This is a genomic window from Nioella ostreopsis (assembly GCF_004000255.1).
Taxonomy (GTDB): Bacteria; Pseudomonadota; Alphaproteobacteria; order Rhodobacterales; family Rhodobacteraceae; genus Nioella; species Nioella ostreopsis.
The window spans coordinates 1-13,977 of record NZ_RCIQ01000028.1 but is presented as its reverse complement, the minus strand read 5'-3'; the positions used below and the strand labels follow the sequence as shown (position 1 = coordinate 13,977).

15 protein-coding genes and 1 tRNA gene are annotated in these 13,977 nt (G+C 56.3%); 11 read left to right on the top strand and 5 right to left on the bottom strand.

Annotated features, from left to right (window positions below):
- Positions 1-21: 21 nt before the first annotated feature.
- Positions 22-444 (bottom strand): helix-turn-helix domain-containing protein, encoded by a 423-nt coding sequence (locus EP237_RS20175; protein ID WP_127562628.1) that lies wholly within the window; start codon positions 442-444, stop codon positions 22-24.
- A 343-nt stretch (positions 445-787) separates the two neighbouring features.
- Here EP237_RS20175 and EP237_RS20170 point away from each other — a divergent pair, with 343 nt between their 5' ends.
- Positions 788-1,153 (top strand): hypothetical protein, encoded by a 366-nt coding sequence (locus EP237_RS20170; RefSeq protein ID WP_127562627.1) that lies wholly within the window; start codon positions 788-790, stop codon positions 1,151-1,153.
- Positions 1,154-1,294: 141 nt separating this feature from the next.
- Here EP237_RS20170 and EP237_RS20165 read toward each other — a convergent pair whose 3' ends face one another.
- Complete coding sequence (locus tag EP237_RS20165; protein WP_127562626.1) at positions 1,295-1,606, bottom strand: hypothetical protein; 312 nt, start codon at positions 1,604-1,606, stop codon at positions 1,295-1,297.
- A 580-nt stretch (positions 1,607-2,186) separates the two neighbouring features.
- Between EP237_RS20165 and EP237_RS20160 the strand changes: the two genes are divergently transcribed.
- Positions 2,187-3,182, top strand: coding sequence for a recombinase family protein (locus EP237_RS20160; RefSeq protein ID WP_164744781.1), 996 nt, complete (start codon positions 2,187-2,189; stop codon positions 3,180-3,182).
- A gap of 259 nt (positions 3,183-3,441) precedes the next feature.
- Here EP237_RS20160 and EP237_RS20155 read toward each other — a convergent pair whose 3' ends face one another.
- Complete coding sequence (locus EP237_RS20155) at positions 3,442-3,996, bottom strand: recombinase family protein (RefSeq protein ID WP_127562624.1); 555 nt, start codon at positions 3,994-3,996, stop codon at positions 3,442-3,444.
- A 258-nt stretch (positions 3,997-4,254) separates the two neighbouring features.
- Between EP237_RS20155 and EP237_RS20150 the strand changes: the two genes are divergently transcribed.
- The 6 genes from EP237_RS20150 to EP237_RS20125 all read left to right on the top strand — a co-directional run bounded on the left by EP237_RS20150 (position 4,255) and on the right by EP237_RS20125 (position 8,400).
- Positions 4,255-4,434 carry a type II toxin-antitoxin system Phd/YefM family antitoxin gene (locus EP237_RS20150; protein ID WP_127562623.1) on the top strand — a complete coding sequence of 60 codons (180 nt, stop codon included), beginning with the start codon at positions 4,255-4,257 and terminating at the stop codon, positions 4,432-4,434.
- Positions 4,431-5,090, top strand: coding sequence for a type II toxin-antitoxin system toxin DNA ADP-ribosyl transferase DarT (gene darT, locus EP237_RS20145; RefSeq protein ID WP_127562622.1), 660 nt, complete (start codon positions 4,431-4,433; stop codon positions 5,088-5,090). The genes EP237_RS20150 and darT overlap by 4 nt, the downstream gene beginning before the upstream one ends.
- Before the next feature lie 19 nt (positions 5,091-5,109).
- A complete protein-coding gene (gene darG / locus EP237_RS20140) occupies positions 5,110-6,156 on the top strand; it encodes a type II toxin-antitoxin system antitoxin DNA ADP-ribosyl glycohydrolase DarG (RefSeq protein ID WP_127562621.1) in 1,047 nt (348 codons plus the stop codon).
- A gap of 327 nt (positions 6,157-6,483) precedes the next feature.
- Positions 6,484-6,837 carry a helix-turn-helix transcriptional regulator gene (locus tag EP237_RS20135; protein ID WP_127562620.1) on the top strand — a complete coding sequence of 118 codons (354 nt, stop codon included), beginning with the start codon at positions 6,484-6,486 and terminating at the stop codon, positions 6,835-6,837.
- A gap of 1 nt (position 6,838) precedes the next feature.
- Entirely contained in the window at positions 6,839-7,969 is a 1,131-nt protein-coding gene (locus EP237_RS20130; RefSeq protein ID WP_127562619.1) for a tyrosine-type recombinase/integrase, read from the top strand.
- Entirely contained in the window at positions 7,966-8,400 is a 435-nt protein-coding gene (locus EP237_RS20125) for a hypothetical protein (RefSeq protein WP_127562618.1), read from the top strand. The genes EP237_RS20130 and EP237_RS20125 overlap by 4 nt, the downstream gene beginning before the upstream one ends.
- A gap of 90 nt (positions 8,401-8,490) precedes the next feature.
- Here EP237_RS20125 and EP237_RS20120 read toward each other — a convergent pair.
- Positions 8,491-8,567, bottom strand: a tRNA-Arg gene (locus EP237_RS20120).
- A gap of 141 nt (positions 8,568-8,708) precedes the next feature.
- Between EP237_RS20120 and EP237_RS20115 the strand changes: the two genes are divergently transcribed.
- The 3 genes from EP237_RS20115 (at position 8,709) to EP237_RS20105 (ending at position 12,304) form a co-directional block, all read left to right on the top strand.
- Positions 8,709-9,743: a LacI family DNA-binding transcriptional regulator gene (locus tag EP237_RS20115; RefSeq protein ID WP_240661716.1), complete on the top strand. Its 1,035-nt coding sequence runs from the start codon at positions 8,709-8,711 to the stop codon at positions 9,741-9,743.
- 106 nt (positions 9,744-9,849) lie between these two features.
- Positions 9,850-11,043 (top strand): GSCFA domain-containing protein, encoded by a 1,194-nt coding sequence (locus EP237_RS20110; RefSeq protein ID WP_127562617.1) that lies wholly within the window; start codon positions 9,850-9,852, stop codon positions 11,041-11,043.
- A gap of 64 nt (positions 11,044-11,107) precedes the next feature.
- The gene (locus EP237_RS20105; protein ID WP_127562616.1) at positions 11,108-12,304 is read left to right on the top strand and encodes a GSCFA domain-containing protein; all 1,197 of its coding nucleotides are present in this window, start codon (positions 11,108-11,110) and stop codon (positions 12,302-12,304) included.
- Between the two features lie 10 nt (positions 12,305-12,314).
- On the opposite strand, the gene EP237_RS20100 is transcribed toward EP237_RS20105, so the two are convergent.
- A complete protein-coding gene (locus EP237_RS20100) occupies positions 12,315-13,727 on the bottom strand; it encodes an L-serine ammonia-lyase (protein ID WP_127562615.1) in 1,413 nt (470 codons plus the stop codon).
- Positions 13,728-13,977 lie beyond the last annotated feature (250 nt).

Here is a 13,977-nt window from a genome sequence, read left to right as displayed (position 1 = left end):
CTGCACCTCTCCAAAGGCTTTCTATCGCTTAAACATGGCCTCGATTATACCGAGATGACGTTCTGGTTCGAACTCAGCCTTCGGATCGTTGACAATATGGTTGATTTCCAGGCGGTAGAGTTCCGACACCGCAGCGCCCATTTTTTCGGGTGACGGGCGAGCATTTTGTCGGTTCACGACCCCTTGCACCGCTTCCACGACGGCTTTCAACCGTTTGATATCGACTGAGGAGGGTTTGGTCACGATGCTACCCTCGACGAGGGCCGAGGCAGAGACCTGATAGAGTTCAGCGAGCATCTCCAATCGTTCGGTAGTGACTTTGCTGAGGCCGTTTTCCATCCGGGAGAAGCTGGCCCCGCTGATACCAATGCACTCCGCCGCCTTCTCAAGCGATAGACCTGCCTGTTCCCTGGCCCGTCTGAGCGTGTTGTAGATGTTTGGCATGCATTTCTCACGGATATCTCCTTCCACTCTTACATTACTCGTAAAGCGACGAAAGCTCGGAGTTGAACTTTCTGGTAGCGAATCACTTACGATAAACGTAAGAATGTAAGGATGACAAAGCTCAATGATTTTCTTTCAGACCGAGGCATCTCAAAAAGTGCGTTTGCGATGCAGATCGGAACAACGGCGGCGACGGTCAGCAGGATCGGCGACGGTATCGTGATGCCACGAAAGGCCCTACTTCAACGGATACATGAATCCACGGGCGGGCTCGTCACACCGAACGACGTGCTTGGCCTCTACTGCACACATCCATGTCCGAACGCCAAATTGAAGGTATCCGATGGGTAGTTCCAAAACATTCCCGTTGTGCGCTGCGATGATAGCCACCCTCACTGGCTGCTATCCATCGCTCAGCGAAAGCGACGCGATATTCTACGGATACTGCGTCGGCATTTTTCCCGGTGCTGAAGTTGCCATTGAGAGAGGCTATCTTCAGTATCAACCGGGAACATTTCAACGGGTTCAAGAAATCGCCAGCCGGTCGTTTCCCGTACCGATCAATTGGGATGAAGAGAGTTTTTCGATCTTCCAACGGGAAATCAGAAGAGGTCAGAACCATGGAGGGGCGATCCTCCGTGGAGATGTTCAGCGAAGCGACATTGCTCGCCTCAACGCCTGTATTGAATGGGCTTCGGGGTTGCAGTGATGGACAGTCAGCGTGACGCAATCGTGTCATGCCACTGGGCCCCGAGAGAAAGGCAACAACAATAGCAGCATCAAGATCAGTTCAGAGCAGCAACTTCGCGACCCACAAAATGAGAAAAATGCACCAGGAGAACTGCTTCTGTCAGGTGGGTTCGCCGCTTTCGTTGCCATGGCCTTGGTCCCGGACAGGAAGCACCTCAACAGACCGTCCACCAAATAGGCCAGAACCCATCTCGATGAGGTATTTGTCCAGTGACAACGATTGATAGGATGCTTCCACATAGAGGTTGCTCATCACCACGGCTTTACCCGTCCAGACGAAGGCGGCCTTTGCAACCTCCAGGTCCCCTTTCGACGTGTCCCAGATGCTCACGTACCAACGGCTCATAGACACGTTCTCAAAGGGGCCGAGATCGGCCAGGGCGTCGCGAACCTCGTCGGTCAGTTGATCCATCCCACTTGTGTAGATCGCGCACGCAATCAACGGGTGCGGCGGGACTCGTGGTGAACCTGGTTCAAGATCAGTGTAGTTGAATGCATACATTGCCACTATTTTAGTTTCCTTATTATGGGCAGCGAGAAAAATGGCGCTCAGTAGACCACCGGTACTGATCAGTCATCGCCACAGTAGGTCATGTCCCAGTACTGCTGAACGCAGTCTTCAATGATGACGGCCAGATGCCGCCGTTCCAAAGTCCTGATCTCCCGCAATAGCTCTACGATCTCAGACGATACATTTTTTATCGTGATGTTTTGCCGATCCATCGTTCCATTCTCCTCATTGTATTTATAAAGAATGGTCCGATCAGGAGCCCCTTCGTTATCACGGCCGCTCGACCATGGTCATACTCAAAGAGTCCAGTGGTTATCGCCAGGTCCTAAATACCAGCGGCTGAATTTCTGCCGTTGCCCTTGAAATAGCAACCACATCAATCGACATTACCCGGTTGCTTCGCTCGTGAATGGCGTCAGGTCCGACAGGGGCATCAGAAAAGCACTGTGGCTATACACAGGATTTTACATGTGAAAGGTCAATGATTTCAAAAGAGGTGGAAACCGCAGTTTCGATATCAACCGTGGTTTTGTACCGGCGAGTGAGTACTGACCAACAGGTAAAATCCGAATACAAGAACCAACTAGAAGTGATAAAATCAGCATACCCAAACTTCAGTATCGTCAACTCGACAATACTATCCGAAGAGGAACCAATGTCTGGTAGGGCATCACCAGAGAAAAGGATGGCATCTGGTTTGGGAAAATGCCTGAAGATGTTGAAGAGACGCCCAGAGTCCATTCTGTTGGTATCTGATGCAGATAGGATCGCCAGGCGGGCAGATATCTTTGAACTCATTCAGCGGCAGGGATTAGGTCACCGAGTATTCGAGGCTGCCAGCGGCATGTCCGTCAATGATATCATTGCTACCGGCAAGCACCATAGTATACAGGCCAAGACCGAAACCGATGCTGCTATGCGTCAAGCTGGAATGAACCGGTACCGGGAACGTGGCGGGTACATGGGCTCACCGACCATCGCCATGCGTTCAAAGACGGCGACCGCCGCGAAAGAACAAAATACGACGAAACGACGTTCCGAAGTTTTCACGGTTATCACCGATCTCGTTAGGGTGAACCGGGGTAGAAAACCATCATATACGGAAATCTGTGACGAGCTTGACCGAAGAGGAGTCAGAACTGGTCAAGGGCATTTCTTCACCCCGGTAAGATTGGCTCAATACCGCAAGAGCAATCGAACAGAATGGAATTCTGCCCTTGATAGTTATAGCCGTCCACGGCGGCGACTGAATCATATTATCACGACTATACAGACAGAAACACGCCGCCGTCGCCTGTCCAGACGGCGAGTCGCTTTGCTCTCGCAGGTGGCGCTCCAGCCCTCACACGATCAGACGAGGGCATTAAGTCCTGATCCCCTCGGCGCGGGCCAACATGGGTGGAGAAATCCCCGTCAGAATGTCGGTGTTTCTAGCAAAGGATGTCGCGGACCACCAAACCTATCGGAAGCTCTCTGAGCCCTCCGACGATATCTTGGCTTAATTGGGTTTGTGTCGGATGAAACAGCATAGCACAGGGCCGTTCTACGCCCATGTCGGCCTTTCTCCGTTTCCGAATTGCAGCGATCTGGACTGGGAGGGCAACCTGGCCCAATCATTTATGGTGATATCAGGCAATCTGGCACCTGGATTGTGTCCGTTTATCCTCCAGGTATCGAGACCACAGATTTCACTATCCGATCTCCGGTTCCGACCGGAATCCGCTTCCCCCGATGTATCAGCGGCTGCTGGATGGGATCGTTCGATACAAAGTTGCAACCGATATCCCGAAAGCCGCTGCGATTTCTGCGGCAGGGACATCTTTGGTGAACATTTCTTTGGCGGACGCGATTTGTACATCAGACATCTTTTTGGGACGACCACCTAACCGGCCACGCCGCTTGGCTGCTGCCAATCCGATCTTGGTACGCTCGATCAGGATATCACGTTCAAGCTGTACACATGCTGACATAACGGTGTACAGCATCCGGCCAGACGGTGTGGTGGTATCGATAGTCTCGGTCAATGACATGAAGCCGATGTCGCGCTCTTCGAAATCGGCGACGATCTGTATCAGATGTTGAACAGACCGTGCTACCCGGCTCAAACTGAGGCACACGAAGGTGTCACCGGCGCGGCAAAAGCTGAGCGCCTCTTTCAGCACTGGTCGATCAGACCTGGACCCTGATGCTACCTCCTCGAATATGCGCTCACAGCCAGCTTCCCGCAGTCGGTCGATCTGACCATCCAGGTTCTGACCATTCGTAGAAATCCGTGCATATCCTACTCGCATAAACTCACCTTCGATTCTCAAAACTCATCTAATCGTAATCATATCTGAACAATATTTCGATAATGAGTTTTAAGAACGTCAGACTCCAATGTTTCTTGTGTTGCAGAAACACCAGGGTTCGCGACGCAAGAACGACCGATTTTGATAATCGCATCGCTTCGACTGCGATGGGAGCGAACCCTCGCCTGACCGCCAGTGTTTCGATCTTGGCCGAACTCGACTCTGGACAAAATGGACAAAGTAGCTCAAAGTGAACGAATGAAGAACTTTTCTGCCAAGGACGCCAAGAACCGCTTCGGCCTGATGATTGATGAAGCCCGTTTGGCCCCGGTCGTCATCGAGAAGCATGGCCGTCCTGTGGCCGTGGTGTGTTCGGTAGAAGAGTTCGAGCGCATGAAGGCCCTGGAGCACGGCGTCGAACCAGATGGTGATGCATGAGCACCGTACCTGGAAATGTTCGTATCTATCATATCGTTCACCTTGATCGCCTACCTTCGATCATTGCCGACGGTTATTTGTGGTCGGATGCCGAGACCCGCCGCCGTGGCTCTCCGGGGACGACGGTAGGCATGCAGGGCATCAAGGACCGTCGGCTGGTGTCACGACTGACCTCGTATCCCGATCTTGCCGTGGGCGCATGTGTCCCGTTCTATTTTTGCCCCCGCTCCGTGATGCTCTACCTACTCCATAAGGGAAACCATGAAGGGGTGACCTATCGTGGCGGCCAACAGCAGATCGTACACCTCGTCGCTGATGTACCGAAGGCGGTGAATTGGGCCCATGGCGAGAACTTGCGTTGGGCCTTTACCCTATCAAACGCCGGTTCAGGTTACTTCGAGGATCGCTCCGATCTGGCCAGCCTGTCAGAGGTCAACTGGGAGGCCGTGACGGCAACCCAGTGGAGTGGGAACGGTATCAGCCGGGACATCAAAGAAGGCAAGCAGGCTGAGTTCCTGGTGGAGGACAGGTTTCCGTGGCACCTGATCCTGGGTATCGGGGTGTTCTCCCAGGTGCAGGGCGAGCATGTGACGCGGTTGGTATCCGGCCTGCCGCACAAGCCGCAGATCAAGGTACTTCGAAATTGGTATTATTGATGAGCGAGGGAGGCGCAGCATGATTCGATACACTACCGGCGACGTACTCCGTGCCGATGTGGATGCCTTGGTCAACACGGTGAACTGTGTCGGTGTTATGGGCCGTGGCATCGCCCTCCAGTTCAAGAAAGCGTTCCCCGTGAACTATGAGGAATACCGGGCCGCCTGTGATCATGGTGAAGTGGTTCCCGGTCGGATGTTCATCACCGAACGCCATGCGCTTTCCGGTCCCAAGTTCATCGTCAATTTCCCGACCAAGCGCCACTGGCGGGGTAAGAGCCGAATCGAAGATATCGAGACGGGCCTTGACGCACTGCGCAGTGACATCCTGGCCAGGGGCATTCGGTCCATCGCCATACCCCCCTTGGGTGCCGGTCTTGGTGGGCTCAACTGGCAGGACGTGCGCAGCCGGATCGAAAAAAGGCTCGGTGATCTTGATATCGATATTGTGGTGTACGAGCCGGGCCAGGCACCGGACGCCACAGTGATGGCCAGAACGAAAGAGGCCCCTCCCATGTCAACGGGAAGGGCTACCCTGGTAACCCTGATGGACCGGTATCTGTCCGGTCTCCTTGATCCGTTTATCACGCTGATCGAATTGCAGAAGCTGATGTACTTCATGCAGGAGGCCGGGCAACCGCTTCGTCTCAGCTATCGCAAGCACATCTATGGCCCCTACGCAGACAACCTACGCCACGTTCTGAACGACATCGAAGGTCATCTGGTATCTGGTTATGCCGACGGAGGGGACACCCCCAACAAACAGATCGAACTGGTACCCGGAGCTATCGAGGACGCCACACGCTTCATTGCCGCCGACAACGAGGCTCAGGAACGGTTCGAGAGGGTCAGTGAACTGGTCCAGGGGTTCGAGTCGCCATACGGCCTTGAGTTGCTTGCGACCGTACATTGGCTGGTTCGTCACGAGGGTGTAACGTCAAGAGAGGACGTGATCGAGCAAACACACCGTTGGAACGAGCGCAAGAAACGATTCACACCTCGTCAGATTGGTCTCGCTTTCGATCATCTTGTCAGCCGTGGGTGGACGGATTTGGTTGCGAACTAGCTCGCACAATCGAGCCATATTACTATCTGCCCTGGGTGTTATGCTAGATGTATGGAGACCGTGCAGATCGGCCAGCGACGGAATGATGTGATCGCCATGCTGATCTTTAGACTTTCGAAAATTCGGAGGGATCAGTTACAGAAGGTCATCATACGCTCGGGTCCAGTATTGGGTCGATTAACCAAAATTCCGAGCAGTTCAATTTTTTTTACTTGAACCGGAACTGCGGGATTCCTATCTACCCACCCAGGCAACAAGCCAGCTAATTTCAGTAATCGTTCTCGAAGACGGGTTGAACCACGGTCGGGACCTCAATGGAGGTGCGCCGTGATCACAACCGATCCATCCGAATTCCTACAGCAACTACATTCTGAATCGGGCTTCACTCAGATGGTGCCCGTTCCGGAGAAATCCCGGGTGCCGGTCATTCGCGAATGGCCGGGCATGATGAGCCTGTCCACATTGGCCGACTATCTCGATGTGTCGGTATCGACCGTCAGCACGATGGTGAAGAACGGTCAGCTTCCGCCCCCTACCTTCGCCCCGACACCACGGTTGAAAAGATGGTCCCGACAGTCGGTCGATGAGTACTTCCAAAGGGCCAGTGAGAAAGAGGTCAATGGACCGTCCATTGATGATCTGATGGCCAAGTCCACAATGACGAAGCGCGGGGGATACTGAGATGGCTCGTATCCGCGAATACCTCATTGAAGAGAAAACTCGCCACGGAAAAGTCCGCTACCTATTCCATCGTCGGCCAGATGGAAGGCGCATCACAATCAAGGGTCAGCCGGGTGAAACCGAGTTTGAGCGTCAGTACCAATGGCTGGCGAATGGTGGCGATCATCAACTCGACCTCGAAAAATCCTCAATCGAACGTCAGCGTGCCGGAATGGCACCGCAGACCGTTTTGGAACTCGGTCGTCACTACCGCCATTTTATCGACAAGGAGGTCGAACGAAAATCGTTGTCTCCTGTTACCGTGTCCCACTACGCCCGGTTTTCTGAAAGGTTCATCCAGGATTTCGGCCCGGCATCACTGCACTCGATCCAGCCTTACCAACTGGAAAGAGTTCTCGACGAATGGAGTTCAACGGATAACGCATGGAACAATGCGCTGCGAGCCATCAAGCATCTCTTCCGATATGCCGAGAAACATTGGGGGCTGAAGCCAAATCCAGCCTCGGAGATCGAGAAGCGCAAGGTGGTAACCCCAGGGTTCGAACCGTGGGAGCCAGAAGACATCAAGCAGTTCTTCCAAAGGCACAAATTCGGGTCCATGGCGCATCTCGCAATGATGCTGCTCATCGAGGTCGCCCCAAGAAGGTCAGACCTCGTGAAGCTAGGCCCCGCGAACATCGAAAAGATCGAAGATCAGACGTATATCCGGTTTACTCCACAGAAAAGCGAGAACAAGACCGCTATCCCGGTAACTGTCCCCATTTCACCGGCGCTGATGGCGGCCATCGCTGCTACTCCTACGGGTCCAGACACCTTCTTGGTTACCGCCTATGGTCACCCGTTCACAGCGGAAGGCTTCGGCAACAAGATGGCCGAGTGGAGAGATGCAGCAGGTGTTCGGTCATCAGTGGGTTGCCATGGAATGCGTAAGGCAGTGGGCATCAACATGGCTGAGAACGACGCGAGTCCATATGAAATCATGGCGTTGCTCGGACACTCGTCGCCAAAAGTGACGCAGGTCTATACGGAAGCTGCAAACCGCCGAAAGCTTGCCGGGAAGGCCGCGTCGAAATCGACGCTCAATAGGCTGGTCGTTCATGATCAAGCCGACGAAGAGCAAAGCGTCGAATGAGCTTGATCGACAATAACCTTCCCCTAGACGGTGAGGTGGTCCAGATACTGGAGGAGTTGCTCGCGTCTTATCTTGAAAACACCCCGCCGGGGGAGACGTTCCTGCTTTCAAAGCTGTATGCGGACCTCGAAATCAAAGACACTAAACGGCGTAGCGGGACTCTCGACGGGCTCATCGACCAGACGTTGCACAACTGGAATTGGTACAGATGCCGCCGTGGCCTGAACAACGAGCTTATGAGTTTTTCCAGGCGCACCTCTAAGGGGCAGCCTCATATCATCCAACTGCTGAACGGGACGAGGGTCGAAACCGGAGACACATGGCCCCCGTACGACTACGTGGGCAATCGGGGTCGCGGTGAAGCGGATTCAGTCAGAGAAAAGATCATTAGATCACGACAACGCAGGCGAGCCGACAGAGGGTGTGCTTGAAGCCGAACAGCTATCTGAAACAGTTGAGTTTACACACCTTTTTACACACCTTGGGTGTGTTGCCGTTTTCTTCAGCATTTTCAGTATGGCTGGTGACCCCGGCAGGATTCGAACCTGCAACCTGCCCCTTAGGAGGGGGCTGCTCTATCCAGTTGAGCCACGGGGCCAGCCTGTGCCCGTTCTGGCCAATTCCTTCCCCGCTGGCAAGCGTTTGGCGGGGAAAAAACCGTCTGCGGCGTTCTGGTTTGGACAAGCCGCCCGGAAGTGCGTAACAGTCGTGTTATCGCAACCAGCCGGAGCCCCCAGCCTTGCCCCCAAGAAGCCAAGACCCAGGCCGCCCCCAACTGACCCTGCGCGATGTGGCCGAAGCCGCGCGCGTATCGGAAATGACGGTCAGCCGTGTGTTGCGCAATCGGGGGGACGTGTCGCAGACGACGCGGGCACGCGTTCTGGAAGCCGCCCGGTCCCTTGGCTACGTGCCCAACAAGATCGCGGGCGCGCTGGCCTCGTCGCGCGTCAATCTCGTGGGCGTGGTCATCCCCTCGCTGTCCAACATGGTCTTTCCGCAGGTGCTGGCGGGCATCTCGGACGTGCTGGATGACACGCCGTTGCAACCTGTCTTTGGCGCGACCCATTACAAGCCCGAACGGGAAGAGGAAGTCATCTACGAGATGCTGTCCTGGCGGCCATCCGGCATGATCGTCGCGGGGATCGAGCATTCCGAGGCCTCCGTCGCGATGCTGGCCAATTCCGGAATCCCCGTGGTCGAGATCATGGATGCCGATGGCAACCCGATTGATGCCATGGTAGGGATCAGCCACCGTGCGGCAGGGGCCCGCATGGCCCGGGAAATCCTGGCACGCGGCTATCGCCGGATCGGCTTCATGGGCACCAAGATGCCGCTGGATTTCCGCGCCAGCAAACGGCTGGAGGGGTTCGAGGGCGTCCTGAACGAGGCCGGAGTCGATCTGGTCGATCGCATGTTCTATTCCGGTGGCTCGGGCCTTGGCAAAGGCCGCGAGATGACCCAAGAGATGCTGACGCGCCATTCTGATCTGGATTTCCTTTATTATTCCAATGACATGATCGGCGCAGGAGGGCTGCTCTACTGTCTTGAAAAGGGCATCCGCATTCCCCAGGATCTGGGGCTTGCCGGGTTCAACGCGGTGGAGATCCTCGACGGTCTGCCGATGCGGCTTGCCACGATGGATACGCGACGGCTGGAGATCGGCCGCGCGGCGGCCCAGATCATCGCCGCGCGCGTCGCTGGCGAGGATTGCGATCAGATCATCACCATGGATGCCGGTTTCGACCCCGGTGAGACGATGCGCGATCCCGTCTGACACCACGATGAGCCCTTTCGAATAAAAGGGGATTCATTTTTTCGCCATCTCTGCTACGATTCAGGAAAACCGGGCGCAAAAGCCCGGATCGAGCAGAAGGTATCAGATGACCAAACTATTGGACCCGGCCGCGGTGACCAAGGCGGCAGATCGTGTGGCAGGCAACGAATCCACGAAAGAGGGACGTGTTCACCAGACATGGTTCCGGGGATCAAAGGGCAGCCGCCCGCCCAAGGCCATGCAGATGATGCCGGAAACGGCCGTTCTGGACTATGTGCTGAAAGGCTGGGAACCCCCCGCCCCCTGCATCAACGAAGACACGAAAGTCACTGCCTTCGGCAGCTGCTTTGCCGCCTATATCTCTGACTGGCTGGCCTCTCGTCATTACAACGTGCTGACGCGGAACAAGGAAAGCAACGCCTACGTGGTCAGCTGCGGCGAGGGCATGGTCAACACCTTCGTCATCCGCCAGCAATTCGAATGGGCGTTCGAGGCCAAGAGCTTCGATGCCCCGCTGTGGCATGGCTACAAGTCGGAAGAGTTCGGCTATGACGAAGACGTGCGCGCTGAAACGCTGCGCCTCTTCAATGAAACCGACGTCTTTATCCTGACCCTTGGCCTATCCGAGGTTTGGTATGACGAGCCGACCGGAGGCGTCTTCTGGCGCACCCTGCCGAAGGACAAATACGACCCCGAACGCCACAAGTTCCGCGTGTCGACCGCCCAGGAAAATGCCGACAACCTGCGGGAAATCTACCGCCTGATCCGCAAGCATCGCCCGGATGCCAAGATCATCCTGACGCTGTCACCCATTCCGCTGATCGCCACCTTCCGCGATGAAAGCTGCATCAGCGCCAATAGCGTGTCGAAGGCCGTTCTGCGCGTCGCCATCGACGAGGTGATGCGGGAGTTCAAGGACGAGGGCTACCTGTTCTACTGGCCGTCCTACGAAATCGTGGCCGACATCTTCAATTATCCGTTCAAGGAAGACCGCCGTCACCTGTACAAATCCGTTCAGGATTTCATCATGATGACCTTTGAACGTGTCTGGTGCGAACGCGCGCCAACGGACCATGAATACCTGCGCCAATGGCTCCGCGCCAAGTCAGCCGCCGGGCAATTGAACGAACGGCTCGACGGCGCGCTCGGTGCCCGCAATCTGCCCAAGCTTAGGCATATGCTCAACCGAAACCGGATCAGCGACTTCAAGGTCACGGACGAGGCGGCAAAGGAAATGCTGCTTCGATATATCGAAGAAGAAGAGCGCATTCAGGCTGCGGAAGCCACGGCTGCGGAATAAGCGCAGCCGTCTCCTCTGTTCCAACATAGGGCCTGAGCGACTGAACCGTCGCACGGGATAGGACATGACAGACTCCATTTCAGTAGATAGCCCGCCCCCCGCTCTGAACAGAATTGACGGGGACGCGCCGACGAATGTCGGACAAGGCATCAGGGCCTGGTTCCGCGGTCGAAACGCCAACCGCTCTGCGAATGCTCAGCAGATGATGCCGGCCTCCACGGTGGTGGATCATCTAGTTCAGGGTTGGGCACCAGACAGCCCATTCATAGACGAAACAACACGCGTAACGGCCTTTGGCTCTTGCTTTGCCGAGTCGATTTCGACCTGGCTGGCAAACCGAAATTACAAGGTGCTGACGAAAGCCGAGAACAGCAAAGCCTACATTGTCAGCTGCAGCGAAGGGATGGTGAACACATTCGTCATCCGACAGCAGTTCGAGTGGGCCCTGGAAGGGAAGAAGTTCGAAGCCCCGCTTTGGCATGGCTACAAGGCCGAGGAGTACGGCTATGACGAGGATGTCCGGCAAGAAACAGCACGGATTTTTCAGGAAACCGATTTCTTCATCCTGACCCTCGGCTTGTCGGAAATCTGGTATGACGAGCCAACCGGTGGCGTCTTCTGGCGCACGCTTCCGAAGTCAAAATATGATCCGCAACGGCATAAGTTCCGCGTCGCAACGGTCGAGGAAAACCGTGACAATCTTCGGGCTATTTACAAGCTTATCCGCAAACATCGGCCAGACGCCAAGGTTCTACTGACCTTGTCGCCAATCCCGCTGATCGCAACATTTCGCCCCGAAAGCTGCATGTCCGCAAACAGTGTATCCAAAGCGGTTCTTCGTGTCGCGATTGACGAAGTTGTTCGTGAATTCAAAGACGACGGGCACCTGTTTTATTGGCCGTCATACGAGATCGTCGCCAATGTATTTCAGTACCCGTTCAAGGAAGACGGGCGACATCTTTACAGCTCCGTCAAGGAATTCATCATGATGACCTTCGAACGGGTCTGGTGCCACCAGCCAAGCGACGATCACACCTATCTTGGGCAATGGCTAAAGGCCAAGTCCGCGTCGGGCCAACTTCCACTCGACGTTGAATCTGCCATCAAGCGAGGCAACTTGGCGCGTCTGCGCCGACTAGCAACGCGGCCGCGTCTTACGCGGCACAAGATCACCGACCAAAATGCACGCGAAATGATGCTGGCCTATGCGGACGGTGAAGAACGGCGAAGATCCGAATCCAACGCCACAGCAGCGGAGTAATCAGATGTTCTCAGCATTCCGGAATATTCACGGCAAGGCCGCCACGGCTGGTTTCCTTGTAGTTCTCGCTCATGTCGATCCCAGTCTGGCGCATAGCCTCGATACAGTTGTCCAGGGGCATAAAATGCTGCCCGTCGCCGCGCAAAGCCAGCGAAGCGGCGGAGACAGCTTTGATCGCCCCCAGGCCGTTGCGTTCGATGCAGGGCACCTGTACCAGGCCGGCGACCGGGTCGCAGGTCATGCCCAGATGGTGTTCGAGCGCGATCTCGGCGGCGTTCTCGATCTGCTCGTTCGTGCCTCCCAAAGCGGCGCAAAGCCCGGCGGCGGCCATCGCGGCAGCGGAACCGACCTCACCCTGGCAGCCGACTTCCGCGCCCGAGATCGAGGCATTATGCTTGATCAAGCCGCCTATCGCGGCAGCGGTCATCAGGAAGGTGCGCCGACCCTCTTCGGTGGCGCCGATGCAATGATCGCGGTAGTAGCGCAGGACAGCCGGGACGACCCCGGCAGCTCCGTTCGTGGGCGACGTCACGACCTTGCCGCCAGCGGCGTTCTCCTCGTTGACAGCCATGGCATAGACGCTGAGCCAGTCATTGACGGTGTGCGGCTGCGCCAGGTTCGTGCCACGCTCGGAGAGCAGCTGTTCGTGGATCGCCTTCGCCCGGCGACGCACCTTGAGGCCCCCGGGAAGAACCCCGCTCTGTGACAGGCCCCGGTCTATACAGGCATCCATGGCTGACCAGATGTTGTCCAGCCGCTGTCTGACCTCGGCGCGGCCGCCATGGGTGGCCTCGTTCTCCCATTTCATCTCGGCAATGGATTTGCCCGAGATCTGCCCCATGCGCAGCATCTCCTCCGCCGATCCGAACGGATAGGGATACCCCTGCGCGGCCTTCTCCGCATGGAGCTCCTCGGCCCCGCCCTGCTTGTGGCGATCAAGTTCGGCCGCCGTCATCACGAAACCGCCGCCGATGGAGTAATAGGTCTCCTCCATATAGAGGTTCCCGGCCGCATCGAAGCCACGCAGAATCATCCCGTTGGCATGGCCCGGCAGCGGTGGCCCGAAATCGAACACCACGTCCTTGACGGGGTCGAAGGACAAGGGCGGCAGGCCCTCTGGTGTCAGGGTGTGACTCTCGGCCAGTTCAAGCTCCGCCGCCTCCGCCTTGTCCGGGTCGATCGTGGCCGGAAGAAACCCCAGAAGCCCCAGGATCACGGCCCGGTCGGTTGCGTGGCCCTTGCCGGTAAACGCCAAGGATCCGTGCAGAGAGCACATGACCCGCGCCACATCGCCCGCGCCGGGTTCCCGCAGCCCGCTGCGCAGCATTTCGAGGAACTGCGCCGCCGCCGTCATTGGGCCCATTGTATGGGACGAGGACGGGCCGATACCGATCTTGAAGATGTCGAAAACGCTGAGGAACATGGGACCGCTTCCTGTTGGGATTGCCGCCTGTTTACCCTGTTTGGAGGCCTCACGCCGAGGGAAACCGACATTGCGATCCATGCGACCGACGCAGGTCTCCTTCAACGGCAAAGCACGCTCCCCTTGGGACGGGGGAGCGTGCAGGTTTGGCGAGGGATCGGCCCGGGTCCAGGAAGGGCGTCTCCGTGCCGAACGGGAATTTCTCAGTCGAGTCCGAACTGGAAAAGGAGTCCTGTCTGGCATCCGTTGC